Annotated in this window: 22 protein-coding genes; 17 read left to right on the top strand and 5 right to left on the bottom strand. The window is 67.7% G+C overall.

The annotated features are described in order from the left end of the window. Positions 1–4 precede the first annotated feature (4 nt). Genes G6N42_RS10160 through G6N42_RS10150 form a run of 3 tightly spaced genes read left to right on the top strand, consistent with a single transcriptional unit; the run spans position 5 to position 2,796 of the window. Positions 5–880 (top strand): hypothetical protein, encoded by an 876-nt coding sequence (locus G6N42_RS10160; RefSeq protein ID WP_163729270.1) that lies wholly within the window; start codon positions 5–7, stop codon positions 878–880. Further along, a complete protein-coding gene (locus G6N42_RS10155; RefSeq protein ID WP_163729268.1) occupies positions 877–1,374 on the top strand; it encodes a polyadenylate-specific 3'-exoribonuclease AS in 498 nt (165 codons plus the stop codon). The genes G6N42_RS10160 and G6N42_RS10155 overlap by 4 nt, the downstream gene beginning before the upstream one ends. 33 nt (positions 1,375–1,407) lie before the next feature. After that, positions 1,408–2,796, top strand: a complete 1,389-nt coding sequence (locus G6N42_RS10150) for a class II 3-deoxy-7-phosphoheptulonate synthase (protein WP_163684573.1) — start codon at positions 1,408–1,410, stop codon at positions 2,794–2,796. On the opposite strand, the gene G6N42_RS10145 is transcribed toward G6N42_RS10150, so the two are convergent. After that, a complete protein-coding gene (locus G6N42_RS10145) occupies positions 2,797–3,978 on the bottom strand; it encodes a protein kinase domain-containing protein (protein WP_163729266.1) in 1,182 nt (393 codons plus the stop codon). Between the two features lie 36 nt (positions 3,979–4,014). On the opposite strand from G6N42_RS10145, the gene G6N42_RS10140 reads away from it, so the two are divergent. Next, positions 4,015–4,419, top strand: coding sequence for a helix-turn-helix domain-containing protein (locus G6N42_RS10140; RefSeq protein ID WP_163729263.1), 405 nt, complete (start codon positions 4,015–4,017; stop codon positions 4,417–4,419). Here G6N42_RS10140 and G6N42_RS10135 read toward each other — a convergent pair. From G6N42_RS10135 to G6N42_RS10120, 4 genes are all read right to left on the bottom strand, one after another. Beyond that, complete coding sequence (locus G6N42_RS10135; RefSeq protein ID WP_163737264.1) at positions 4,408–5,940, bottom strand: alpha-(1->6)-mannopyranosyltransferase A; 1,533 nt, start codon at positions 5,938–5,940, stop codon at positions 4,408–4,410. The two genes, G6N42_RS10140 and G6N42_RS10135, sit on opposite strands and share 12 nt — an antisense overlap. A gap of 2 nt (positions 5,941–5,942) precedes the next feature. Next, on the bottom strand, positions 5,943–7,031 hold the full coding sequence (idsA2, locus tag G6N42_RS10130; RefSeq protein ID WP_163729262.1) for a bifunctional (2E,6E)-farnesyl/geranyl diphosphate synthase: 1,089 nt from the start codon (positions 7,029–7,031) through the stop codon (positions 5,943–5,945). 94 nt (positions 7,032–7,125) lie between these two features. Next, entirely contained in the window at positions 7,126–7,773 is a 648-nt protein-coding gene (locus G6N42_RS10125; protein WP_163737261.1) for an LppM family (lipo)protein, read from the bottom strand. Positions 7,774–7,864: 91 nt separating this feature from the next. Further along, positions 7,865–8,473: a GNAT family N-acetyltransferase gene (locus G6N42_RS10120; protein WP_163729260.1), complete on the bottom strand. Its 609-nt coding sequence runs from the start codon at positions 8,471–8,473 to the stop codon at positions 7,865–7,867. Between the two features lie 232 nt (positions 8,474–8,705). Here G6N42_RS10120 and G6N42_RS10115 point away from each other — a divergent pair, with 232 nt between their 5' ends. From G6N42_RS10115 to G6N42_RS10055, 13 genes are all read left to right on the top strand, one after another. Then, on the top strand, positions 8,706–9,113 hold the full coding sequence (locus tag G6N42_RS10115) for an SCO2097 family morphological protein (RefSeq protein ID WP_163729258.1): 408 nt from the start codon (positions 8,706–8,708) through the stop codon (positions 9,111–9,113). Between the two features lie 301 nt (positions 9,114–9,414). After that, positions 9,415–9,846 carry a division/cell wall cluster transcriptional repressor MraZ gene (gene mraZ / locus G6N42_RS10110; protein ID WP_163684585.1) on the top strand — a complete coding sequence of 144 codons (432 nt, stop codon included), beginning with the start codon at positions 9,415–9,417 and terminating at the stop codon, positions 9,844–9,846. Further along, a complete protein-coding gene (gene rsmH / locus G6N42_RS10105) occupies positions 9,821–10,972 on the top strand; it encodes a 16S rRNA (cytosine(1402)-N(4))-methyltransferase RsmH (RefSeq protein ID WP_163729256.1) in 1,152 nt (383 codons plus the stop codon). Before mraZ ends, rsmH begins: the two co-directional genes overlap by 26 nt. After that, the gene (ftsL, locus tag G6N42_RS10100) at positions 10,969–12,039 is read left to right on the top strand and encodes a cell division protein FtsL (RefSeq protein WP_163729254.1); all 1,071 of its coding nucleotides are present in this window, start codon (positions 10,969–10,971) and stop codon (positions 12,037–12,039) included. Before rsmH ends, ftsL begins: the two co-directional genes overlap by 4 nt. After that, positions 12,036–13,964 carry a peptidoglycan D,D-transpeptidase FtsI family protein gene (locus tag G6N42_RS10095; protein ID WP_163729252.1) on the top strand — a complete coding sequence of 643 codons (1,929 nt, stop codon included), beginning with the start codon at positions 12,036–12,038 and terminating at the stop codon, positions 13,962–13,964. Before ftsL ends, G6N42_RS10095 begins: the two co-directional genes overlap by 4 nt. Positions 13,965–14,008: 44 nt before the next feature. Continuing rightward, positions 14,009–15,529: a UDP-N-acetylmuramoyl-L-alanyl-D-glutamate--2,6-diaminopimelate ligase gene (locus G6N42_RS10090; protein ID WP_163729250.1), complete on the top strand. Its 1,521-nt coding sequence runs from the start codon at positions 14,009–14,011 to the stop codon at positions 15,527–15,529. After that, positions 15,526–17,016 carry a UDP-N-acetylmuramoyl-tripeptide--D-alanyl-D-alanine ligase gene (locus tag G6N42_RS10085; RefSeq protein ID WP_163729248.1) on the top strand — a complete coding sequence of 497 codons (1,491 nt, stop codon included), beginning with the start codon at positions 15,526–15,528 and terminating at the stop codon, positions 17,014–17,016. The genes G6N42_RS10090 and G6N42_RS10085 overlap by 4 nt, the downstream gene beginning before the upstream one ends. Continuing rightward, on the top strand, positions 17,013–18,092 hold the full coding sequence (gene mraY, locus G6N42_RS10080; RefSeq protein WP_083125477.1) for a phospho-N-acetylmuramoyl-pentapeptide-transferase: 1,080 nt from the start codon (positions 17,013–17,015) through the stop codon (positions 18,090–18,092). Before G6N42_RS10085 ends, mraY begins: the two co-directional genes overlap by 4 nt. Continuing rightward, the gene (murD, locus tag G6N42_RS10075) at positions 18,085–19,512 is read left to right on the top strand and encodes a UDP-N-acetylmuramoyl-L-alanine--D-glutamate ligase (protein ID WP_163729246.1); all 1,428 of its coding nucleotides are present in this window, start codon (positions 18,085–18,087) and stop codon (positions 19,510–19,512) included. The genes mraY and murD overlap by 8 nt, the downstream gene beginning before the upstream one ends. 5 nt (positions 19,513–19,517) lie before the next feature. Further along, positions 19,518–21,077 carry a putative lipid II flippase FtsW gene (ftsW, locus tag G6N42_RS10070; RefSeq protein WP_163729243.1) on the top strand — a complete coding sequence of 520 codons (1,560 nt, stop codon included), beginning with the start codon at positions 19,518–19,520 and terminating at the stop codon, positions 21,075–21,077. Further along, positions 21,074–22,186 carry an undecaprenyldiphospho-muramoylpentapeptide beta-N-acetylglucosaminyltransferase gene (gene murG, locus G6N42_RS10065; protein WP_174262049.1) on the top strand — a complete coding sequence of 371 codons (1,113 nt, stop codon included), beginning with the start codon at positions 21,074–21,076 and terminating at the stop codon, positions 22,184–22,186. The genes ftsW and murG overlap by 4 nt, the downstream gene beginning before the upstream one ends. A gap of 38 nt (positions 22,187–22,224) precedes the next feature. Then, positions 22,225–23,628 (top strand): UDP-N-acetylmuramate--L-alanine ligase, encoded by a 1,404-nt coding sequence (gene murC / locus G6N42_RS10060; RefSeq protein WP_434059613.1) that lies wholly within the window; start codon positions 22,225–22,227, stop codon positions 23,626–23,628. Then, complete coding sequence (locus tag G6N42_RS10055; protein WP_163729239.1) at positions 23,625–24,569, top strand: cell division protein FtsQ/DivIB; 945 nt, start codon at positions 23,625–23,627, stop codon at positions 24,567–24,569. The genes murC and G6N42_RS10055 overlap by 4 nt, the downstream gene beginning before the upstream one ends. Positions 24,570–24,645: the final 76 nt, after the last annotated feature.

Here is a 24,645-nt window from a genome sequence, read left to right as displayed (position 1 = left end):
GACCGTGCGCGCGACGTTCGACCTCGACTTCGGCATTCCACATAGCCGAATACCGCTGGTGTTCTGCCTGGTCGCGTTCATTCTCACGTTCTTTGTGACGCGCACGATCGTGCGGTACATCCGCAGCCATGCCGACTCCGACGCGCCCCGCAAGTGGTGGCAGCCGCGCAACATTTCTGCAGGCGGCGGACTGCACATCCACCACGTGGTTATCGGCGTGATACTCGTCATGATCTCCGGTGTGTCGATGGTGACTTTGGCGGTCAACGGGGGGGTACCCGAATTCACGGTCGCGGCAACCTTTTTCGGAATCGGAGCCGCACTGGTGCTCGATGAGTTCGCGCTGATCCTGCACTTGCAGGACGTTTATTGGGCCGAGGACGGGCGAACTTCGGTCGACGCGGTATTCGCTGCCGTCGCCGTGGCGGGTCTGCTCGTCCTGGGGTTCAACCCGCTGTCTTTCTTCGATATCGGGATCTGGCGCAACGACCACTCGTTCGAGGCGAGGGCCAGCGTGATCGCCCTTGCAGCGCTCACGTTGATGCTGGCGGTCGTCGTGTTGCTCAAGGGCAAGGTCTGGACCGGGTTGGTGGGGATGTTCATCACCCCGCTGCTCTTCATCGGAGCGATCCGGCTGTCCCGCCCACACGCGCCGTGGGCCCGATGGCGATACGGCGACCGCCCGAGGAAGATGCACCGCGCGCTGGAGCGCGAACGTCGGCTGCGACGACCGGTGGTGCAGGCCAAGCTGTGGCTGCAGCACGTCATCGCGGGCGAGCCACGCTTCCCGGAAGACGCCGAAGTGAACCAGGAACTGGACCGCGAGATCCGCGCCGCCCCGGCGCCAGAGCGGGCGGCGGCGGGAGTACCGCGGGCGTGAAGTACTTCTACGACACCGAGTTCATCGACAACGGCCGGACGATCGAGCTGATCTCCATTGGCGTCGCAGCCGAGGACGGTCGCGAATATTACGGTATTTCAACGGAGTTCAACCCGGAACAGGCGGGCAGCTGGGTGCGCAAGAACGTGCTGCCCAAGCTCCCTTCGCCGTCGTCGCAGCTATGGCGCTCGCGTCGGCAGATCCGCTCGGAGCTGGAAGATTTCTTCGGCGTCGACGGTGACGAGCCGATCGAACTGTGGGCGTGGGTCGGGGCTTACGACCATGTCGTGCTGTGTCAGTTGTGGGGCCCGATGACCGACCTGCCGCCTGCGATTCCTCGGTTCACCCGGGAGTTGCGGCAGTTCTGGGAGGAGAGGGGATCGCCCCGGATGCCGCCGCGACCGCGCGACGCCCACGACGCCCTGGTGGACGCGCGTCACAACCTGTTGCGCTTCCAGTTGATGACCACCGGCGAAGTGCCAGTCCAGCGGTGAAAACCGCTATCGGCGTCCGGTTACCATTGACGGGTGAACTGGACCGTCGACGTACCCATCGACCAGCTGCCTGCGCTGCCGCCGCTGCCTGATGAGCTGCGGCAACGCCTGGACACCGCACTCGCCAAGCCCGCCGCCCAACAGCCGAGCTGGGACGCCGAACAGGCCAAGGCGATGCGGACCGTCCTGGAGAGCGTGCCGCCCATCACCGTTTCCTCTGAGATCGAGCGGCTCAAGAGCCTGCTGGCCGACGTGGCCCGCGGCGAGGCGTTCCTGCTCCAGGGCGGCGACTGCGCCGAGACGTTCGCCGACAACACCGAACCCCATATCAGGGGCAATATCCGCACCCTGCTGCAGATGGCCGTCGTCCTGACCTACGGGTCGAGCATGCCGGTGATCAAGGTCGCGCGAATCGCAGGCCAGTACGCCAAGCCGCGCTCGTCGGACACCGATGCCCTCGGGCTGAAGTCCTACCGCGGCGACATGATCAACGGGTTCGCTCCCGACGCCGCGGTCCGCGAGCACGACGCGTCGCGGCTGGTGCGCGCGTACGCGAATGCGAGTGCCGCGATGAACCTGACCCGCGCCCTGACATCGGGCGGGCTCGCGTCCCTGGACCTCGTGCACGACTGGAACCGGGAATTCGTCCGGACGTCGCCTGCCGGCGCCAGGTACGAGGCCTTGGCCGGCGAGATCGACCGCGGTCTGCGATTCATGAACGCGTGTGGCGTCAACGATCCCAATCTGCAGACCGCCGAGATCTACGCGTCTCACGAGGCGTTGGTGCTCGACTACGAGCGGGCGATGCTGCGGCTGGCCGACAACAGCGAGGGCGAGCAGGCGCTGTTCGACCTGTCCGCGCACTACGTGTGGGTGGGCGAGCGCACCCGCCAGCTCGACGGAGCACACATCGCGTTCGCCGAGGTGATCGCCAACCCGATCGGCGTGAAGCTCGGCCCCACGATGACCCCGGAACTCGCCGTCGAATACGTGGAGCGGCTCGACCCGAACAACGAGCCCGGCCGGTTGACGTTGGTCACGCGCTTCGGCAACAACAAGGTTCGCGACCTGCTGCCACCGATCATCGAGAAGGTGCAGGCGACCGGGCATCAGGTGATCTGGCAGTGCGATCCGATGCACGGCAACACCCACGAGTCGTCGACCGGTTACAAGACCCGCCACTTCGACCGGATCGTCGACGAGGTGCAGGGCTTCTTCGAGGTGCACCGCGCGCTGGGCACGCATCCGGGCGGCATTCACGTCGAGATCACCGGCGAGAACGTCACCGAGTGCCTCGGCGGCGCTCAGGATATCTCCGATTCGGACCTGGCCGGGCGTTACGAGACCACCTGCGACCCGCGACTGAACACCCAGCAGTCGCTGGAGCTGGCGTTCCTCGTCGCGGAGATGCTGCGCGACTAGTTACAGCAGCGCACCGATATTGCTGCCGACCGTCCACGAGCCCGCGGCCACCAGCCCGGTCAGCGTGATGACGGCGATCACCCAGAACAGCAGCACGCGCTTGGAGCGTTGCCGCGCCCAGTAGAACTCGTCGAGGTCGACACCGGCGAATTGTCCTGACACCGGCTGATATTCGGGCTCCTGGGGCGGAATGTTGCCGAGAGTGAGCTCACGGGTGTGCTGCGGTGCGGGCCGGGGTTTGCCGGCGGTGACGACGGTGGTCGCCGCAGCGTGCTGAGCCGAGTTGCTCGGTGCAGGCACGCGGAAGGCCGGCAGGCCGAGGTCGTCGACGATCTCGGCGAGATCATCGGCCATGTCCCCGGCGTCCGTGTAGCGCCGCTGCGGATCGCGGGCGGTGGCGTGCAGTACCAGTTCATCGAATTGTGTTGGCACACCGGCAATCACCGTTCCCGGCGGGGGTACATCGTGGTCCATCCGTTGGTATGCGACCGTGAGCGCATTGTCACCGGTGAACGGCGTGACGCCGGTGAGCAGCTCGTAGGCCATGATGCCGACCGAGTACACATCGCTGCGGGGATCGGCGTCACCGGTGCCGACCTGTTCGGGTGACAGGTAGGCCGCGGTGCCCAGAATGACGCTGGTGGACGTGATCTTGGCTTCGGCGACCGCGCGAACCAGCCCGAAGTCGGCGATCTTGACCTCGCCGTCGTCGGAGATCAACACGTTCTCGGGCTTGATGTCGCGATGCACCAGACCGGCCGCGTGCGCGACCGCCAACCCACCGAGTACCGGTTTGAGCACCGCGGCGACGGCATGCGGTGGCATCGGTCCGCGCTCGCGCAACAGCTCTCGCAGGGTGCCGCCCTCGACGAGCTCCATCACGAGGTAAGGGGCCTGCCTGCCGGGTGTTCCAGCGCCCTGGTCGTAGACGGCGACGAGGCCGGGATCCTTGAGGCGGGCCACCGCGCGCGCCTCGCGCTGAAAACGTGTGAGGAACTGTTGGTCGCCCGCGTAGCGGAATTCCATGATCTTGAGTGCCACTGGACGGTCGAGACGAAGGTCCAGTCCGCGGTACACGGAGCTCGTGCCGCCGGTGGCGATCATGTTGTCGACTCGGTACCGACCGTCCAGCACGGTCCCGACGAGCGGCGCCGACTGCCGGTGGGTCTCCACGAAACACATGTTACGAGTCGACCGTCTCGACTTAGACTCGATGAGGTGAGCAGCATTCCGGCCGCCGATGATGTTCTTGACCCTGGCGAGGCCGTCTACGACCTGCCCGCTGTCGCCGATCTACTCGGTGTTCCGGTCACCAAGGTGCAGCAGCATCTGAGGGAAGGACACCTGATTGGCGTACGCCGCAACGGCGCGGTGGTGGTGCCGAAGATCTTCTTCGACGACGCCGGTCGCGTCGTGAAGAGCCTGCACGGGTTACTCGTCCTGCTGCACGACGGCGGCTATCACGAGACCGAGATCATGCGCTGGCTGTTCACCCCGGACTCGTCGCTGACGATCCGCAGGGACGGGGAGGCGGACAAGCAACCCAATGCCCGGCCGGTTGACGCGTTGCACTCGCATCAGGCCCGTGAGGTGGTACGTCGGGCCCAGGCTCTAGCTTATTGACCGCTCGGCGGGTCGTGCCGTGCTGACCGCCGGCGCCTTGTAAAGCGAGTACCACGCGCCTGCAGCACAAGCTGTGGCCAGCAGCACGTGCGGCCACGAGTACATGCCGTGCGCTCCGTCGGGTTTCCAGATCACCGTGATCCATGTGGACAAGCCCGCGATGATCGCAATCGACCGCCTACCCTGGGTCAAGGCTGAGATGACCGCCAGCGGCCAGGTGTAGTACCAGGGCAGCGCCGCGGGCACGAACAGCACCACGACGGCCATCACCAGGGCGATACCGACCAGAGCCTCGCGGTCGGTGTGGCGAAACCTCCACCACAGCAATGGAAGTGAGATCGCGATGATGGCGATGCCGATGATCCGGGTGACGTCGAGCACGGCGTAGAAGTTCACCTGCATGAAGAGGCTGCCGATGACGTTGATCAGGTTGGCCGCTGCGGTCGGCAGCGTCAGCCAGTTGATGATCTTCACCGAACCCGCGAGTGCTGTCAGCCAGCCCAGGCCGACGCCGGCGGCCAGCGACAATACCGCGAACACCGCGACGAAGACGAGTGCCGAGGCGACGGTCGCCGCCGCGAACGACTTGGCGGGCCCATAACCGCGCCGTTGCCGTAGGTCCCGTGCCCACACCCACACCATGAACGGAAGGGCAAGGCCCGCGGTGGCTTTCACAGCGACCGCGACGGCGATCAGGCTGACGCCCCAGAAGTGGTGGCCGCTGAAGGTCAGTGCGATCGCGGCCATCATCAGTCCGACCATCAGCATCTCGTTGTGGACGCCGCCCATCAGATGGATGATCACCAGCGGGTTCAGCACGCATATCCATAGTGCCGCGGCGCCGTTGGCGCCGACGTGACGGGCCACCCGGGGCGCCGCCCAGATCAACAGCGCCAGACCGGGCAACATGCACAGCCGCAGCAGCATCGTGCCCGCGACCACGTCCTCGCCGACCACCAGGGTCACGAACTTTGCCACCAGGATGAAGGCGGGTCCGTAGGGTGCCGTTGTGGTCGTCCAGATGGGACTGACGTTCTCCAGCAACGAGTTCGGGTTCTCGATAGGCCCGACGACGTACGGGTCGAATCCGTCGCGCAGCAGCGCGCCCTGGGCCAGATACGAATAGGTGTCGCGGCTGAACACCGGGACACTCAACAGCAGCGGAGCCAGCCAGAACGCCGTCGTCGCGACCATCGTGTACTCGGTCGCGGTGCGGTCGATCACGCTGCGCCCCAACCGCAGCCAGGCCAACAGCATCAAGGCCACGCCGACCCACAACAGCACCGACGACAGCACCAGACCGTGACCGAAACGCAGCCATGACAGGTGCAGCGATTCCAGCAGGGGATCGTGTAGCCGCGTGCTGCCCGCGCCGAGTCCGCCCGCGGCGATCAGCACGGCGCCAAGTGCGCCGAGCCGCGCGGGTTTCGCCTCCGGCGACGTCGCGAACGCGACGAATCGCGAAATGCGTTGCCCGCTGGCTGATGTGTCCGACGGCAGCGCCGGTGACGATGGTGTCATTGTCACGCGGTCCGGTTGGCGGCCAATCTGGCGAGCTCCGAAAGGCCGATCTTGGCCTGGCTGTCGATCGATGCGACGTTGAGGATCGCGAGCGCTCTGCGGGTCAGCACATCGATACGGTCTTCGACGGCGGCCAGTGCGCCGACCGATTCGATGAGCAGACACAGATCTTTGACCTGCGCGTCGGAAAGCTCTGTGCCGATGGATGTGCGGAGCATTTTGGCCCCGACCGGATCGTGCTTCTCGGCCAGCTCGACCGCCTCGGCCAGCAGCACGGTTCGCTTACCCGAACGCAGATCGTCTCCGGAGGGCTTGCCGGTCACCGCTGGGTCGCCGAACACGCCGAGCACGTCGTCGCGCAGCTGAAACGCGACGCCGAGGTTGGTGCCCAGCTCGTGGAAAGCGGCCTGCACATCCGGGCGGTCCGCCGCCGCGGCGACGCCCAATTGCAGCGGGCGTGAAATCGTGTACGAAGCAGTCTTGTAGATGTTCACCGTCATCGCCGATGCCACCGATTCGGCGCCGCTGGCCTCGGCCACGATGTCGAGGTACTGGCCGCCGAGGACCTCGGTGCGAATGGCGCCCCAGATCCGGTTGACGCGACGGTGCGCCTCGATCGGCAGATCGACCGTCGCGACGATGTCGTCGGCCCACACCAGGGAGAGGTCACCGAGCAGGATCGCTGCGGACAGGCCGAATTGGTCGGAGTTGCCGTGCCAGTCGTTGGCGCGGTGCTTCTCCGAGAACAGCCGATGCACGGTCGGCAGTCCGCGACGGGTCGCCGATGCGTCGATGACGTCGTCGTGGACGAGGGCACAGGCGTGCAGCAACTCGAGTGCGGAGAACAGGCGCAGGGCCTGCTCCTCATCGCTGTCGTCGGGGTGTTCGGCCACCGCGCGCCAGCCCCAGTACGCGAAGGCCGGCCGCAGGCGCTTGCCGCCGCGCAGCACGAACTCTTCCAGCGCGGCGGTCAGCTCGCCGTAATCGGCGCCCATGTAAGCACATTCGCTGCGGCGCTCGGCAAGATAGACGCGCAGTTGCTCGGTCACGGCTTTGGCCAACTCGACGGCTGACGGTGCCGCTGCGTACACGCTCAGCGGGCGCCCCTTTCTTTGTGCACTATTCGCCCCGAGTGCATTCAGAGTAGAGCCTGAGCCTGCTGGTTTAGCAAGTCAGAGCGGGGTGTCAAGGGGACTCGGTGCGGCGCTCGCCGACGCGGGGCGATTGGTCGCGGTTGTAGTAGGCGAGTCCGCCGATGATCCCGGCAACCAGGAATGAGCCCACGGTGAGCCAGATCGCGGCGCCGGTGAACGAGCGGGCGCTCGGGTCGGTATATCGGGCCTGGGCGTTCATCGTGCTCACGACACCGGGCCGCAGTTTCCACTCGACGATCTCGGCGGACACCTGGGTCCCGTTGGTCGATGTGACCTCGCCGGGGAACGACACCGAAAGAGAGACGTCGGCGTCGGGGTCGCTCAGTGAGGTGAGGTCGACGCGGCCCTCGAGAATCACGAGGTCGCCGGCGCGCCGAAGCGCGATGTCCACGCCGGCGGCGTCGCGGTTCATGTTGGCCAGTTGGGGGAGTTCGGCGAAGGTGAGGTCTGAGAACACCGCTTGAGAGCCGACATAGTCGTCGCGGCTGTACTCGGAGACAGCCACCTTGTTGGCGAATGTCAGGTTGTTGAGAAGTTGGGGGCCCTTGTCGTCGTCGTTGCGCGGTTTGGCCGCGGCGACGATCTGTCCCGACACCCTGTCGTCGGGCGAGACCGTCATCGACGCCCTGATCCGAACACATCCGACGAGTGCCGGAAGGGCGATCAGGATCAGCAACATCACGGCGAGCAGCCGACGTTTCCGAGAATGCTGGGCGCGCACGTGGTCATCGTGCCAGACCGGAGCGGTTCAGCGATGCATCAAAGAGGTATCAGAGAGGTAAAGCCCGCCCCAGGATGGCAAACGCCCGCGGATCGCCTGCGAAGTGGTAACCCCGGATGATGTCGGCGAAGCCGAGGCGACGGTAGAGCCGCCAGGCCCGGTTTGCTTCGCCGTTGATCTCGGGCGTCGACAGCAGTACCTGCGATTCGGCACGGTCGGCGAGCAGCCGGCGGGCGAGCGCCTCACCGAGTCCGCGGCCCTGCGCGCGGGGATGGATGTGCAGTTCGGTGAGCTCGAAGTAGCTCGTCATCAGCTCGGCGATGCGGGCCGGCTCGGCGCCTACCCGGTGCAGGCCGGCGACCACTTGCTGCTGCCACCATTGGTCCGGCGCGCCGCAGTAGCCGTATGCGATGCCGAGCAGCGACGCCGAGGCCAGTTCCGGATCTGAAGGGGCAGTCGCGTCGGGTCCGTCCCGGTCGGGCGCCTCGACGGCGGCGACCGCCTTCCACCCACCCCGGTGCGTGTGCTCGAGCCACATCGATGCGCGTTGGTCTTCGGTGCCACGCGGATAGCGCATGGCGTCGACGTAGACGGCGAGCGCGTCACCGAGTCGGCGTTGCATATCGCTCGGCGACAGATCGATCAGAAACGTCGCCAACTTGCTCCTGTCCTCAGATCAACTTGGTGCACTCACGTGTCCCCATTATCAAACCGAGCGAGGTGTTACTCACCGGCGGCAGTGCACGTCATACAATCGGGCGTCCAACAAGGTGGTACGGCTCAGACTGACCTCGTATCATGACTGTTAGGCGTCCGTGAATGCGGGCGGACATCAGTTTGAACGATTTGAGACCGGTCGCATCGGCTCCAGGGCCCCGAGGGAGGGACGAATGCCACTCTCCGATCATGAGCAGCGCATGCTCGATCAGATCGAGAGCGCGCTTTATGCCGAGGACCCGAAGTTCGCTTCGAGCGTTCGCGGTGGAACGCTCCGCGCGCCGTCCACCCGCCGTCGACTGCAGGGTGCAGCGCTTTTCGTGGCCGGACTGGCGATGCTGGTGGCGGGTATCGCGATCCCCGCCACTCGGATCGGCGACTTCGCGATCCTGTCTGTGATCGGCTTCATCGTGATGTTCGGCGGCGTGGTCTTCGCGATCACCGGCCCGCGCGTGGCAGGCGGTCGTGACCATTCGGCCACCGATCAGGTCGGGCAGCAGCGACAAAAGAAAGCCAAGGGTTCCGGCGGTTCGTTCACCAGTCGCATGGAGGATCGCTTCCGCCGCCGTTTCGACGAGTAGTAACACACCGACCCCAGGGGTAGCCCACACCGGGCTACCCCTTTTTTGTGCTGACGGCCGGCTCAGCTGCTGAATTGCTGCCCCACCGCGCCCCACCTATCCGGTCATGCCCCTCTAGCTGCGGTTTTACAGCCCGGACAGCTCCCGATGCCCAACCGCGGTGCTGAAACGTCGCCGATCTCCCTGCTAGGTGGGGACGCGCGAACAAAACTTGATATCAAATGGAGTGATGTGGGGGATTGTGGGGTAAAGTGGCGGCAACGGAGCAACCGGGGCTCCGGATGGCGCGGGAGGTGGCGGGATGTTTCTCGGCACCTACACGCCGAAGCTCGACGACAAGGGGCGGCTCACACTGCCCGCCAAGTTCCGCGACGCGCTGGCAGGAGGGTTGATGGTCACCAAAGGCCAAGATCACAGCCTCGCCGTCTACCCGCGCGCGGAGTTCGAAAAGTTGGCACGACGGGCGTCGCAGGCATCCCGGAGCAATCCGGAGGCTCGGGCATTCCTGCGAAACCTGGCCGCGGCCACCGACGAACAGCACCCCGACTCACAAGGCCGGATCACGCTGTCGGCCGATCATCGCCGCTACGCCAACCTCTCGAAGGACTGCGTGGTGATCGGATCGGTTGACTACCTGGAGATCTGGGATTCGGCGGCGTGGCAGGAATACCAACAGACGCACGAAGAGAACTTCTCCGCGGCCACAGATGAAGCTCTGCACGACATCATCTGATGCGGGACTCGACCGGCTCGGTGCCCGTGCATCGTGGCCTCTGTCCGAACCGGCCCTGGCGTACTTCCCCGACGCCAGGTCCGCACACTCGGACAGGGACCTCGGTGCAGGGGCCTTCCCCGGAGGCCTGGAGGGATTCACAGCGATGCCAGATCACATCCCCGTCCTCCTCGACCGCTGTGTCGAGCTGCTTGCCCCTGCGCTGACCCGCGACGCCCCCGATGGCAGCGGCGCAGTGCTCATCGACGCCACACTCGGCGCGGGTGGCCATGCCGAGCGATTCCTCACCGAGTTCCCCGCCCTGCGGCTCATCGGGTTGGACCGCGATCCGAATGCCCTATGGATCGCCGGAGAGCGGCTATCCAAATTCGGCGACCGCGTGCTGCTGGTGCGTACCCGATACGACGGGATCCAAGGCGCACTCGAGCAGTCCGGTCACTGGGCGGGCAGCGACGACTTCTCGGTGGCCGGCATCCTCTTCGACCTCGGGGTCTCCTCGATGCAGCTGGACCGCACCGAACGGGGCTTCTCCTACGCCGTGGACGCACCGCTGGACATGAGGATGGACCCCGACGCGCCGCTGACGGCGGCGGAGGTTGTCAACACCTACGACGAGCGCACGCTGGCGCGGCTGCTGCGTGAGTTCGGCGAGGAGCGGTTCGCCAACCGGATCGCCTCGCAGATCGCCCGCAGGCGCGCCAACCGGCCGTTCTCGACCACCGCCGAGCTGGTCGAGCTGCTGTACCAGGCGATACCGGCGCCCGCTCGCCGCACCGGCGGACACCCCGCGAAGCGGACGTTCCAGGCGCTGCGCATCGCCGTCAACGGAGAACTGGACTCGCTGCGTGACGCGCTGCCCGCGGCACTTGACGCACTGGCGCCCGGCGGACGGATCGTGGTGATGGCCTACCAGTCCCTGGAGGACCGCATCGTGAAGAACCAGTTCTCGGCGGCCACGGCATCCAGGACGCCGCAAGACCTGCCGGTCGAATTGCCCGGGCATGGACCGGAATTCGTCGCCTTGACCCGTGGCGCCGAGCGCGCGGGGGACGAAGAGATCGCAATCAACCCACGTAGCGCAAGTGTGCGGCTACGGGCGCTGGAAAAGGTGGGGGAGTCACGATGAAGGCCAAGCAGAGCAATCAGGCAAAGCAAGGCAAGCAGGCCAAGCAGCGCAAGCAGGTCAAGCGTTCGGCCTTGGCGCGCGGAACCGACGAGCGCCGCAACCCCCGCAACAGTGGTCGTCCCGCCGAAGCGCCGTCGCGCCGCAAGCCCCCCCGCGACCAGCGGCCACGGCGGTCCGCGCCCCAGACCGCCCCGATTCCGCGGCCCACCGGTGCTCCGGCCCGGCCGAAGAACGCCGGCCAGGCCAAGGCGCGAGCGAAGGCGCGTAAGGCCAAGGCGCCCAAGGTCATTCGGCCTCCGCTACGCGAGCGCATCCTCGTCAAACTGTCGTCTGTCGACCTGCGTCCCCGTGCGCTGATCGCCAGGGTGCCGTTCGTTGTCTTGGTCATCGGATCGCTAGGTGCAGGTCTGGGAACCACACTTTGGTTGTCGACCGACGCCGCCGAGCGTTCCTATCAACTCGGAAACGCCCGTGAGACGAATCAGGCTCTGCTGCAACAGAAGGAAGCGCTGGAGCGGGACGTCCTCGAGGCGCAGGCGGCACCCGCGCTCGCCGAGGCGGCTCGCGGCCTGGGCATGATTCCGTCGCGGGACACCGCGCACCTCGTGCAGGATCCGTCGGGAAACTGGATCGTCGTCGGCACTCCCAAACCCGCCGAAGGCGTTCCACCGCCCCCGCTGAACACGCCGCTTCCCGAGGAAGCGCCACCGGCACCTCCGCAGGCTCCGGCGGCGCGCGTCACCGAACCGCGTGAACTCACTGTGCGGATACCGGAACGACCTGCGCTCGCGCCGGCGCCCGGCGCCGTCCAACTGACGCCCGGCGCGAGCCAGCCGATCCCGGGCATCAGCCAGCCCGTGCCGATCCCCGCGGTTCCACCGGCGGCCACGCCCGGTGTCGAGGTACCGCACGCGACCCAGGGCACGCTGCCCGCACTGGGGCCGCTGCCCGCGACACCGGCCGCCCCCTCGGCGCCGGTGATCCAGCAGCCGCTGCAGGTGCCACCCGTCGAGGCCGCACCGCAGGCGCCCGGGCCCGTCGCGCCGATCCCCGGCGCACCGGCATGAGCCGCGGCGACAAGGGTCCCGTCCCCGGCAAGGCGAAGGCGCGCACCGCGGGAAAGACGGCGAAGACGCAGGAGCGGTCCGCGCGGTCGCGGCGCACCCGCACGCCGTCGGCCGAGGGTGGCATACGTAGCGCGTCGTTCGTATTTCGACATCGCGTCGGCAACGCCGTCATCTTCCTGGTGCTGATCGTCGCGGCCGCGCAGCTGTTCAACCTCCAGGTTCCGCGCGCCGAGGGTCTACGCGCCGAGGCCGCGAGCCAGCTCAAGGTCACCGACGTCGACCAGGCTGTGCGCGGGGCGATCGTCGACCGCGACAACGACAAACTGGCCTTCACCATCGAGGCGCGCGCGCTGACGTTCCAGCCGGTCCGGGTGCGCAAGCAGCTGGAAGAGGCACGGGCGAAGACGGAGGAGGCGCCGAATCCGGACACCAGGCTGCGCGAGATCGCCGATGAGGTGGCGCTGCGGCTCAACAACAAGCCGAACGCGGCCACGGTGTTGAAGAAGCTCAAGAGCAACGAGACATTCGTGTACCTGGCCCGCGCGGTCGACCCCGCCATCGCCGACGTCATCACCACCAAGTTCCCCGAAGTCGGCTCGGAGCGGCAGGATCTGCGTCAGTACCCGGGCGGGGCACTGGCGGCCAACATCGTCGGCGGCATCGACTGGGACGGCCACGGTCTGCTGGGCATGGAGGACTCGCTGGACGCGGTCTTGGCCGGCACCGACGGTTCGGTCACGTACGACCGCGGGTCCGACGGCGTGGTGATTCCGGGGAGCTACCGCAACCGCCACGACGCGGTCGACGGGTCGACGGTGGTGCTCACCCTCGACGACGACATCCAGTTCTATGTCCAGCAGCAGGTGCAGCAGGCCAAAGACCTCTCCGGTGCGAAGAACGCGTCCGCGGTGGTGCTGGACGCGAAGACCGGTGAAGTCCTGGCGATGGCGAACGACAACACCTTCGATCCGAGCCAGGACATCGGCAGGCAGGAGAACCGGCAGCTGGGCAACCTCTCGGTGTCCTCGCCATTCGAACCCGGGTCGGTCAACAAGATCATCACCGCCGCATCGGTGATCGAGTACGGGCTGTCCAACCCCGACGAGGTGCTGCAGGTGCCGGGCTCCATCCACATGGGTGGCGTCACCGTCGGCGACGCCTGGGAGCACGGCGTCATGCCGTACACCACCACCGGGATCTTCGGGAAGTCCTCGAACGTCGGCACCTTGATGTTGGCCCAGCGCCTCGGTCCGGAGAAGTACTTCGAGATGGTGCGCAAGTTCGGCCTCGGCCAGCGCACCAACGTCGGGCTGCCGGGGGAGAGCGCGGGCCTGGTCCCGCCGATCGACCAGTGGTCGGGCAGTACGTTCTCCAACTTGCCTATCGGACAGGGTCTTTCGATGACCCTGCTGCAGATGACGGGTATGTACCAGGCGATCGCCAACGACGGCGTGCGCGTTCCGCCGCGCATCGTCAAGAGCACCATCGCTCCGGACGGACGTCGCACCGACGAACCCCGGCCGGAAGGGATTCGGGTGGTGTCGGCGCAGACCGCGCAGACCGTGCGGCAGATGCTGCGGGCGACGCTACAGCGCGATCCGATGGGCGTGCAGCAGGGCACCGGATCGCAGGGCGCCGTCGAGGGCTATCAGCTGTCCGGCAAGACAGGCACCGCCCAGCAGATCAACCCGGCGTGCGGCTGCTACTACAGCGACGTCTACTGGATCACCTTCGCCGGCATCGCCACGACCGACGACCCGCGCTACGTCATCGGCGTCATGATGGACCACCCGCACCGCACGGCCGACGGCCAGCCCGGGACGACCGCGGCGCCGCTGTTCCACAACATCGCTTCCTGGTTGCTCCAGCGGGAGAACGTGCCGCTCTCACCCGAGGGACCGCGGCTGACGCTGCAAGCGGACTGAGCGCTCGGATGGGCCGGATACCGGGCCGGTAACGTGTCATCGCCATGAACCTGCGTCCCAGCCACCCTGCCGGAAGCGCGCTCGGACTGGTTGCCGAGCAGGTCGCGGCGGTTCCGGCGCACGGCCCGCGGGTCCCCGACATCCGGATCACCGGGGTCACGCTGCGCAGCCAGGACGTGCAGGCCTCCGACCTGTTCGCCGCGCTGCCCGGTGCCTCGTCGCACGGTGCCCGCCACGCCGCCGAAGCGGTGTCGCGGGGGGCCGCTGCGATCCTGACCGACGCCGCCGGGGTCGCCGAGATCGGTGCCGATGTCGACGTCCCGGTGCTCGTCCACCCGGCTCCGCGCGCGGTGCTCGGCGAGATCGCGGCCACAGTCTACGGGCATCCGTCGGAGAAGCTGCGCGTCATCGGCGTCACCGGGACATCGGGCAAGACGACCACGACCTATCTCGTCGAGGCCGGTTTGCGTTCGGCCGACCGGATGCCGGGACTCATCGGGACGGTCGGCATCCGGATCGACGGCCGCGATCAGCCCAGCGCGCTCACCACACCGGAGGCCCCCGACCTGCAGGCGCTGCTCGCCGTGATGGTCGAACAGGGCGTCGACACCGTGGTGATGGAGGTGTCCAGCCACGCGCTGACCCTGGGACGCGTCGACGGGGTCCGGTTCGCGGTCGGCGGGTTCACCAACCTATCCCGTGACCATCTGGACTTCCATCCAACGATGCAGGACTACTTCGACGCCAAGGCCAAGCTGTTCGATCCCGAAGCTCCAACGCACGCAAGCGTTTCGGTGGTGTGCGTCGACGACGACGCGGGCCGCGCGATCGCCGATCTCGCGCACGATCCGGTATCGGTCAGCACGACCGGAACCGCCGCCGATTGGCGCGTCGAAGACGTCCGCGCAGTCGACGCGGGTGCCCAGGAATTCGTCGCCGTCGACCCCGCAGGGGTGCACCACGGACTGAGGATCGGCCTACCGGGCCGCTACAACGTGGCGAACTGTCTGCTCGCGGTGGCGCTGTTGGACGCCGTGGGGGTGTCACCGGAGCAAGCGGCGCACGGGCTGCGTACGGCGAGCGTGCCCGGACGTCTGGAATCCGTCGACCGTGGGCAGCCGTTCCTGGCGCTGGTCGACTATGCGCACAAGCCCGGTGCGTTGGAAGCGGTGCTGCAGACGCTGCGGGAGCAGGGCGCCGGCCGCTTGGCGGTCGTGTTCGGCGCCGGCGGTAATAGGGACCCCGGTAAGCGTGCACCGATGGGTCAGGTCGCCGCCTCCTTGGCAGAGCTCGTCGTGGTCACCGATGACAATCCGCGCGACGAGGACCCTGCCGCCATCCGTGCTCAGATCGTCGCGGGCACGGCGGGGCGCGCAGAAGTGGTCGAGATCGGCGACCGTCGTCAGGCCATCGACTTCGCGGTCGGATGGGCGCAACCGGGCGACATCGTGCTCGTCGCCGGTAAGGGGCACGAGCCGGGACAAACCAGCCATGGTGTGACCCGCCCGTTCGACGACCGCGACGAGCTCGCCGCAGCCCTCGAGGCGTTGGGTCGACGCGCGTGATCGACCTGACCATTGCCGAGATCGCCGACATCGTCGGTGGACGGCTCGCCGACATCAGCCCGGAGCAGGCGGCGGCGACCCGCGTCACCGGAACCGTCGAGTTCGACTCGCGCGCCGTCGGCCCCGGCGGCCTGTTCCTCGCGCTGCCCGGTGCCCGTTCGGACGGACATGACTTCGCGGCCGCGGCGGTTGAACAGGGGGCGGTGGTGGTGCTCGCCGCCCGGCCCGTCGGAGCGCCCGCGATCGTTGTCGAGCCCGCTGCGCCGTCGGCCGGCGACGGGACCGCGAGCGTGCTCGAACATGACACCGACGGTTCAGGGGCCGCGGTGCTGGCCGCTCTGGCGCGCCTCGCCGCTGCCGTCGCCGCGCGCCTGGTCGAGGGCGGGCTGACGATCGTCGGCGTCACCGGCTCGTCGGGTAAGACGTCGACCAAGGATCTGCTGAGGGCTGTCCTCACCCCGCTGGGTGAGGTGATCGCGCCGCCCGGCTCGTTCAACAACGAACTCGGTCATCCGTGGACGGTGTTGCGGGCGACGGAGTCCACCGACTATCTGGTGCTGGAGATGTCCGCGCGGCACCGGGGCAACATCGCGGCTCTGGCCGCCATCGCACCGCCTTCGATCGCGGTCGTACTCAACGTCGGCACCGCGCACCTCGGTGAGTTCGGGTCACGAGAAGCGATCGCGGCGACGAAAGCTGAACTGCCCCAAGCTGTCCCGTCATCAGGAGCGGTGATTCTCAATGTCGACGACGCCGCGGTGGCCGCGATGGCCGATGTGACGGCGGCGCGGGTGGTGCGGGTGTCCCGTTCGCCGGGCGCGGACCTGTGGGCGGACGCGGTGACGCTCGACGAGTTGGCGCGGCCGCGGTTCACGCTGCATGCCGGCCGCGGACAGGTTGACGTCACGCTTGCGGTGCACGGCGACCACCAGGTGTCCAACGCGTTGTGTGCGGCCGCGGTCGCGCTCGAGTGCGGCGCAACGCTCGAGCAGGTGGCCCAAACACTCGCCGCGGCGGGTCCGGCGTCTGCGCACCGCATGCAGGTCGCCACCCGCGCCGACGGCGTCACGATCATCAATGACGCCTACAACGCCAACCCAGACTCCATGCGTGCCGGACTCAAGGCGCTGGCCTGGATGGCGCGCGGGAAACATCGCAGCTGGGCGGTTTTGGGCGAGATGGCCGAACTCGGTGACGACGCGATATCGGAGCATGACAACATCGGCCGGTTGGCCGTGCGATTAGATGTGTCACGACTGATCGTCATCGGAACCGGGAGGGCTATGAGCGCCATGCACCACGGCGCGGTGATGGAGGGGTCGTGGGGGCCTGAGGCCACCATGGTCGCCGACGCCGACGCAGCGCTGGCTGTGCTCCGGTCCGAACTGCGGCCCGGTGATGTGGTGCTCGTCAAAGGCTCCAACTCGGCCGGGCTCGGCGCGCTGGCCGATGTCCTGATCGCCGATGAGGGGGATCCGCTCGCATGAGGCAGATCCTCATCGCCGTCGGGATCGCACTGACGGTCTCGATTCTGCTCACCCCGGTGCTGATCCGGCTGTTCACCAGGCAGGGTTTCGGCCACGAGATCCGCGAGGACGGCCCGCCCAGTCACCACAAGAAGCGCGGCACACCGTCGATGGGCGGGGTGGCGATCGTCGCGGGAATCTGGGCCTCCTATCTCGGCACCCACCTCGTCGGCGTGGTGATCGACGGTAGGGGCCCGTCGGCGTCGGGGATGCTCGTGCTGGGCCTGGCGACCGCGCTCGGCTTCGTCGGCTTCGTCGACGATCTGATCAAGATCCGGCGGTCGCGCAACCTTGGGCTGAACAAGACGGCCAAGACCGTCGGCATTCTGTCCGCCGCCGTCATATTCGGTGTACTCGCGCTACAGTTCCGCAACTCCGACGGGCTGACGCCGGGTAGCCCCGATTTGTCCTACGTCCGTGAAATCGCCACGGTCACACTGCCGCCCGCGCTGTTCATCCTGTTCTGCGTCACGATGATCTACGCGTGGTCCAACGCGGTGAACTTCACCGACGGCCTGGACGGGCTGGCCGCCGGCGCCATGGCGATGGTCTGTGCGGCCTACGTGCTGATCACCTTCTGGCAGTTCCGCAACGCTTGCGCGATCAGTCCCGGTTTGGGCTGTTACAACGTTCGTGACCCGCTCGACCTCGCGATCGTCGCGGCGGCGACGGCAGGTGCCTGCATCGGTTTCCTGTGGTGGAACGCCGCGCCCGCCAAGATCTTCATGGGCGACACTGGATCGCTCGCGCTGGGCGGCATCATCGCCGGTCTGTCGGTGACCAGTCGCACCGAGATGCTCGCGGTCGTCCTCGGCGCACTGTTCGTCGCCGAGGTCACGTCGGTCGTCGTGCAGATCCTGGCGTTCCGCACCACCGGACGCCGCGTCTTCCGTATGGCGCCGTTCCATCACCATTTCGAATTGGTGGGCTGGGCCGAAACCACGGTGATCATCCGCTTCTGGCTGTTGACCGCCATCGCCTGCGGGCTCGGTGTCGCGCTGTTCTACAGCGAGTGGTTCACCACCGTCGGTGGGTGACGTGAGCGATCTCTCGATTCTGGTGCCGGGTGCGCGCGTCCTCGTGACCGGCGCGGGTATCACGGGCCGTTCGGTGAGCGCCGTGCTGGAGCCGACCGGCGTGCGGCTGACGATTTGCGACGACGATCCGCTGGCGCTGCAGCGCCTCATCACACCGGCGCGCGTGGTCACCACCGACGACGCGCAGGCGCACATCGCCGACTACGACCTGGTGGTGACCAGTCCCGGGTTCTCGCCGACCGCTCCTGTGCTGGCGGCCGCGGCGACCGCTGGCGTGCCGATTTGGGGGGACGTCGAATTGGCTTGGCGGCTGGACAGTTCCGGCCACTTCGGCCCGCCGCGGCAATGGCTCGTCGTCACCGGAACCAACGGGAAGACGACGACGACGTCGATGCTGCACGCCATGCTGATCGCGGCGGGACGTCGCGCCGTGCTGTGCGGCAACATCGGCAACCCCGTACTTGACGTGCTTGCTGAACCCTCCGAAATGTTGGCAGTCGAGCTGTCGAGCTTCCAGCTGCACTGGGCGCCGTCACTGCGGCCGGCGGTGGGCGTGGTGCTCAACGTCGCCGAGGACCACCTGGACTGGCACGGCAGCCTGGAGGCCTACGCGAACGACAAGGCCCGTGTGCTCGACGGCCAGGTCGCGGTCGTGGGCCTCGACGACCCGATCGCCGCGGGCCTGCTGAACACGGCGGCGGCTCCGGTACGGGTCGGCTTCCGGCTGGGCGAACCGGCAGCGGGGGAGCTCGGCATGCACGACGGCATGCTCGTCGACAACGCGTTCGGCGAGCGGCTGCCGCTGGCCTCTGCCGAGTCCATCACGGTGGCGGGCCCGGTCGGGGTGCTCGATGCGCTGGCCGCGGCGGCGCTGGCCCGCGCGGTCGGCGTGGGGCCGGAGCCCATCGCCGGCGCGCTCGCGGATTTTCAGGTGGGCAGGCACCGCGCCGAAGTCGTCGGCACCCATGACGGCGTGACCTACATCGACGATTCCAAGGCCACGAATCCGCACGCGGCGCAGGCCTCGATCGCCGCGTATCCGCGCGTGGTGTGGATCGCCGGCGGCATGCTGAAGGGCGCGTCGGTCGAAGAACTGGTGATCGCGGTGGGGAATCGGCTGGTCGGAGCGGTGCTGATCGGCCGAGACCGTGAGCTGATCGCCAATGCGTTATCGCGACACGCCCCGGATGTCCCCGTCGTTGAGCCTGTGACGGGGGAGGATTTTGGGGTGCATGGGAAAGATGAGACTGGTGTGACTGGAGAGGCGGTGATGACGGCCGTCATCGAGGCCGCGTCACGTCTCGCCGGCCCTGGTGACACCGTCCTGCTGGCACCGGCCGGGGCATCCTTCGACCAGTTCAGCGGCTACGGCCATCGCGGCGATGCATTCGCCGCGGCCGTGCGCGCCCTGTCGCGGTAGCAGCGATGAGCAACATCCTGACCCGATTGCGGCTCCGCAGGACGGGTGACGACCAGCCGGCCGACGCCGTGTCGGCGGAGCCCGCTCCCCGCACCCGGTTCGGCGCCTGGCTCGGCAGGCCGATGACGTCGTTCCACCTGATCATCGCCGTCGCGACGCTGCTGGTGATCCTCGGCCTGACGATGGTCCTGTCCGCCTCGGGCGTGTACTCCTACGACACCGACGGGTCACCGTGGATGGTGTTCGCCCGGCAGGTGCTGTGGACCGTGGTCGGCCTGTTCGCGTTCTACGTCGCGATGCGGGTACCGATCCACCTGATGCGCAGCCTGGCGTTCAGCGGTTTCGCCATCTCTGTCGTGCTGTTGGTGTTGGTGCTGATCCCGGGAATCGGCAAGGTGGCCAACGGTTCTCGAGGCTGGTTCGTCGTTGCGGGCTTTTCCATGCAGCCGTCGGAACTGGCGAAGATCGCGTTCCTGATCTGGGGTGCGCACCTACTGGCCACCCGTCGGATGGATCGAGCCTCGCTACGCGAGATGTTGATCCCGCTGGTGCCGGCCGCGGTGATCGCGCTGGCGCTCATCGTCGCCCAGCCCGACCTCGGGCAGACGGTGTCGCTGGGCATCATCCTGCTCGGTCTGCTCTGGTACGCCGGTCTGCCGCTGCGGGTCTTCCTGTCGTCGCTGCTCGCGGTCATCCTGTCCGCGGCCGCGCTGGCCATGGCCGAGGGCTACCGCTCCGACCGCGTGATGTCATGGCTGAATCCCGGCGCCGACTCCCAAGGGTCCGGCTACCAGGCCCGTCAGGCCCGCTTCGCGCTGGCCAACGGCGGTTTCTTCGGCGACGGACTGGGGCAGGGCACCGCCAAGTGGAACTATCTGCCCAACGCCCACAACGACTTCATCTTCGCCATCATCGGAGAGGAACTCGGCTTCGTCGGGGCGGCGGGTCTGCTCTGCCTGTTCGGTTTGTTCGCCTATACCGGGATGCGGATCGCGCGGCGCTCGGCCGATCCGTTCCTGCGGCTGCTGACCGCCACCGCGACGCTGTGGGTGATGGGTCAGGTCTTCATCAATGTCGGCTACGTGGTGGGCCTGCTGCCGGTGACCGGGCTGCAGCTCCCGCTGATCTCTGCTGGCGGAACGTCAACGGCCACAACGCTGTTGATGGTCGGCGTCATGGCGAATGCGGCGAGACACGAACCCGAAGCTGTCGCCGCACTGCGCGCGGGGCGTGACGATCGGGTCAACCGACTGCTACGGCTGCCGCTGCCGCAGCCGTACGTGCCCAGCCGCACCGAGGCGCTGCGCGACCGGATGCGCACGCGCGGATCGAAATCGAAGGGACCCAAGAAGGACGCACGGCCGCGTCCTGCGACTCGAGCGGGGGGCGCGAAGGCGGCCAAAGCCTCCAAGCCCGCTACCAGCAGAGCCCGCAAGCCCGCCGGCGAGAACCGGCGCCAAACCCCCACGGCTGCTCGGGCCGTGCGAGCCCCAAGGCATCATGGAGACGGCCGAGATCGCAAAGGCCGACGGGTTCGCACATTGGAAGGTCAGCATTACGGGTGAAAAGTACGGTTTCAGTGGTACTCGCGGGCGGTGGTACCGCGGGCCATGTCGAACCGGCGATGGCAGTGGCAGACGCGCTGCGAGCGATCGATCCCGACGTGCGGATCACCGCGCTGGGCACCGAACGCGGTCTGGAGACCCGGTTGGTGCCCGAACGCGGATATGACCTGGAATTGATCACGCCGGTCCCGCTTCCGCGCAAGCCATCCGCCGACCTGGCCCGGCTGCCCTGGCGGATACGGAAGGCGGTGCGACAGACCCGCGCCGTGCTCGCCGATGTCGACGCCGACGTTGTGATCGGATTCGGTGGCTACGTCGCGCTGCCCGCGTATCTGGCCGCCCGCCGGCGGGTGCCGGTCGTGGTCCACGAGGCCAACGCCAGTGCGGGTTGGGCGAACCGGGTGGGTGCCCGGTTCGCGCGACGGGTGCTGTCAGCGGTGCCGGATCCCGGTCTCCGCGACGTGGAGGTCGTCGGGGTGCCGGTGCGTGCGGCGATCACGTCGCTGGACCGCATGGCGTTGCGTGCCGAGGCGCGCGCCCACTTCGGGTTCGACGCCGACGCCAAGGTGCTGTTGGTCTTCGGCGGTTCACAGGGTGCACAGTCGCTCAACCGCGCAATCTCCGCGGCCGCCAAAGATCTTGCGGCGTCGGGCATCTCGGTGCTACACGCCCACGGCCCCAAGAACACCCTCGACTTGCGCGAGCCGGCGGACGGTGATCCGCCGTATGTCGCCGTTCCGTACCTCGACCGGATGGACCTCGCCTACGCCGCGGCCGACCTCGCGGTCTGCCGGTCGGGGGCGATGACGGTTGCCGAGGTGACGGCCGTCGGACTGCCCGCGGTGTATGTGCCGCTTCCGATCGGCAACGGGGAGCAGCGACTCAACGCGCTGCCCGTCGTCAACGCCGGTGGCGGCCTCGTCGTCGACGATGCAGATCTGTCACCGCAATTCGTCGCCGAGACGGTCGTCGGATTGTTCACCCAGACAGGCAGATTGCAGGCGATGACGGCGGCCGCCGCGTTGGCCGGACACCGCGACGCCGCGCAAAAGGTTGCCGAGGTGGCTCTCGAAATCGCCCGTGGATCCGACCGAAAGAGTGTGCGGTGAACGCGAAGTCACTCCCAGAGGAGTTGCAGCGGGTGCACATGGTCGGCATCGGCGGAGCCGGTATGTCGGGTATTGCCCGCATTCTGCTGGACCGCGGCGGCATGGTGTCCGGCTCGGATGCCAAGGAATCGCGTGGCGTGGTGGCGCTGCAGGCCCGCGGGGCGTCGATTCGCATCGGGCACGACGAATCCTCCCTCGACCTGCTGCCGGGCGGACCGACGGCTGTCGTCACCACGCATGCCGCGATCCCCAAGACGAACCCAGAACTGGTCGAGGCCCGCCGCCGCGGCATCCCGGTGATCCTGCGGCCCGTCGTGCTGGCCAAGCTCATGGCCGGTGACACCACCCTGATGGTGACCGGCACCCACGGCAAGACGACGACCACGTCGATGCTGATCGTCGCCCTGCAGCATTGCGGGTTCGACCCGTCCTTCGCGGTCGGCGGCGATCTCGGCGAGGCGGGCACCAACGCCCACCACGGCAGCGGCGACTACTTCGTCGCGGAGGCCGACGAGAGCGACGGCTCGCTGCTGGAGTACAGCCCCGACATCGCGGTGGTCACCAACATCGACGCCGACCACCTCGATTTCTACGGCAGCGTGGAGGCCTACCGCGCCGTCTTCGACGACTTCGTCGAACGCATCAAACCCGGTGGCGCACTTGTGGTGTGCGTCGACGACCCCGGTGCCGCCGCGCTCGCCGAACGCACGGCGGCCCTCGGCATCCGGGTGTTGCGCTACGGCAGCGATCCAGCCGTGGCGACCGACGCCGCGCTGCTGAGCTGGGAACAACACGACACCGGCGCCGTCGCACACATCAAGCTGGCCGGCGACCCGGAGCCGTGGGTGCTGCGGCTGGCGGTGCCGGGCCGACATATGGCGCTCAATGCGCTGGCCGCGCTGATCGCGGCCGTGAACGTCGGGGCGCCCGTCGACGCCGTGCTGGACGGATTGGCCGGCTTCGAAGGTGTGCGCCGCCGTCTGGAGTTGGTCGGCACCGTCAACGGCGTGCGTGTCTTCGACGACTACGCGCACCATCCGACTGAGGTGAACGCCAACCTGAGCACATTGCGGACGGTGGCGGGGACAGGCCGCTCGGTTGTGGTCTTCCAGCCCCATTTGTATTCGCGGACAGAGGCTTTCGCGCGGGAGTTCGGGCAGGCGCTGAACACCGCCGACCAGGTTTTCGTGCTCGACGTCTACGCGGCACGCGAACAGCCCATACCGGGTATCAGCGGTGCGAGCGTGGCCGAACACGTCACCGTTCCGGTCACCTACATTCCGGACTTCTCGGCCGTCGCCGAACGGGTCGCCGAAGCGGTTCGCCCCGGTGACGTCATCACAACCATGGGGGCGGGCGACGTCACGATGCTCGGCACGGAAATCCTTGCGGCGCTGCGGGCCAAGGCCAACCGCGGTGCACCCGGCGGACCGGTTCGATGACCGAACCCACCGAACCGTCGCAAGCCGCCGAGCCGACCGCCGAGGCCGAAACAAGCGAGGCGCCGGCCGAGGCCGAAGCCGTCGAGGGGGACGCGCCGGCGGAACCAGACGCCGAGCCGCAGGAAACCGATTTCGAGGGACCGCGTCGCCGCGCACGACGGGAACGCGAAGAACGACGCGCGGCCCAGGCCCGCGCCACCGCCATCGAAGAGGCGCGTCGCGAGGCCAAGCGGCGCGCCACCGGGATCGTCAGCACGAAAAAGGTTGGGCGCGGCGCGGTTCGGGGTCTGAAGGTTCTGATGTGGTCGGCGTTGATCAGCGTGATCGTCGTCGGACTCGGCCTCCTGCTGTACTTCACGCCGGTGATGTCCGCCCGCAACGTCGTCGTCGTCGGACTGGGTTCGGTGACGCAGGAGGAAGTGACCACCGCCGCGGGCGTCGCGCCGGGGACGCCGTTGTTACAGGTCGACACCGACACGGTCGCCGAGCGGATCGCCGGGATCCGGCGCGTCGCGACCGTGCGGGTGCAGCGGGAGTATCCCTCGACGCTACGGGTGACCATCGTCGAGCGTGAACCGGTGGTGGTCAAGGACTATCCGGACGGACCGCACCTCTTCGACCGCGACGGCGTGGACTTCGCGATTGGGGTGCCGCCGCCGGGCGTGCCGTACCTCGATACGAAGAATCCCGGACCCAACGACGCCCCCACGAAGGCCGCGCTCGAGGTGATGACGTCGCTGCGACCAGAGGTCGCCGCCCAGGTTGCCCGTGTCGACGCCCCCTCGGTCGCGGCCATCACCCTGCAGCTCACCGATGGACGCCAGGTGATCTGGGGGACGACCGATCGCACGGAGGAGAAGGCGCTCAAGCTCGGCGCGCTGCTCACCCAGCCGGGCAAGACCTACGACGTCTCCAGTCCGGATCTGCCGACCGTCAAGTAATTGCGCAGAAATCTTTGCGTGCGCGTCGGCGCGCCTGCACGGATCGTCCGCGACCGCGCCCTACCGTTCTGGTTGC

The sequence above is a fragment of the Mycobacterium gallinarum genome (assembly GCF_010726765.1).
Lineage (GTDB): Bacteria > Actinomycetota > Actinomycetes > Mycobacteriales > Mycobacteriaceae > Mycobacterium > Mycobacterium gallinarum.
This window is presented reverse-complemented; position numbering and strand designations above follow the sequence as displayed.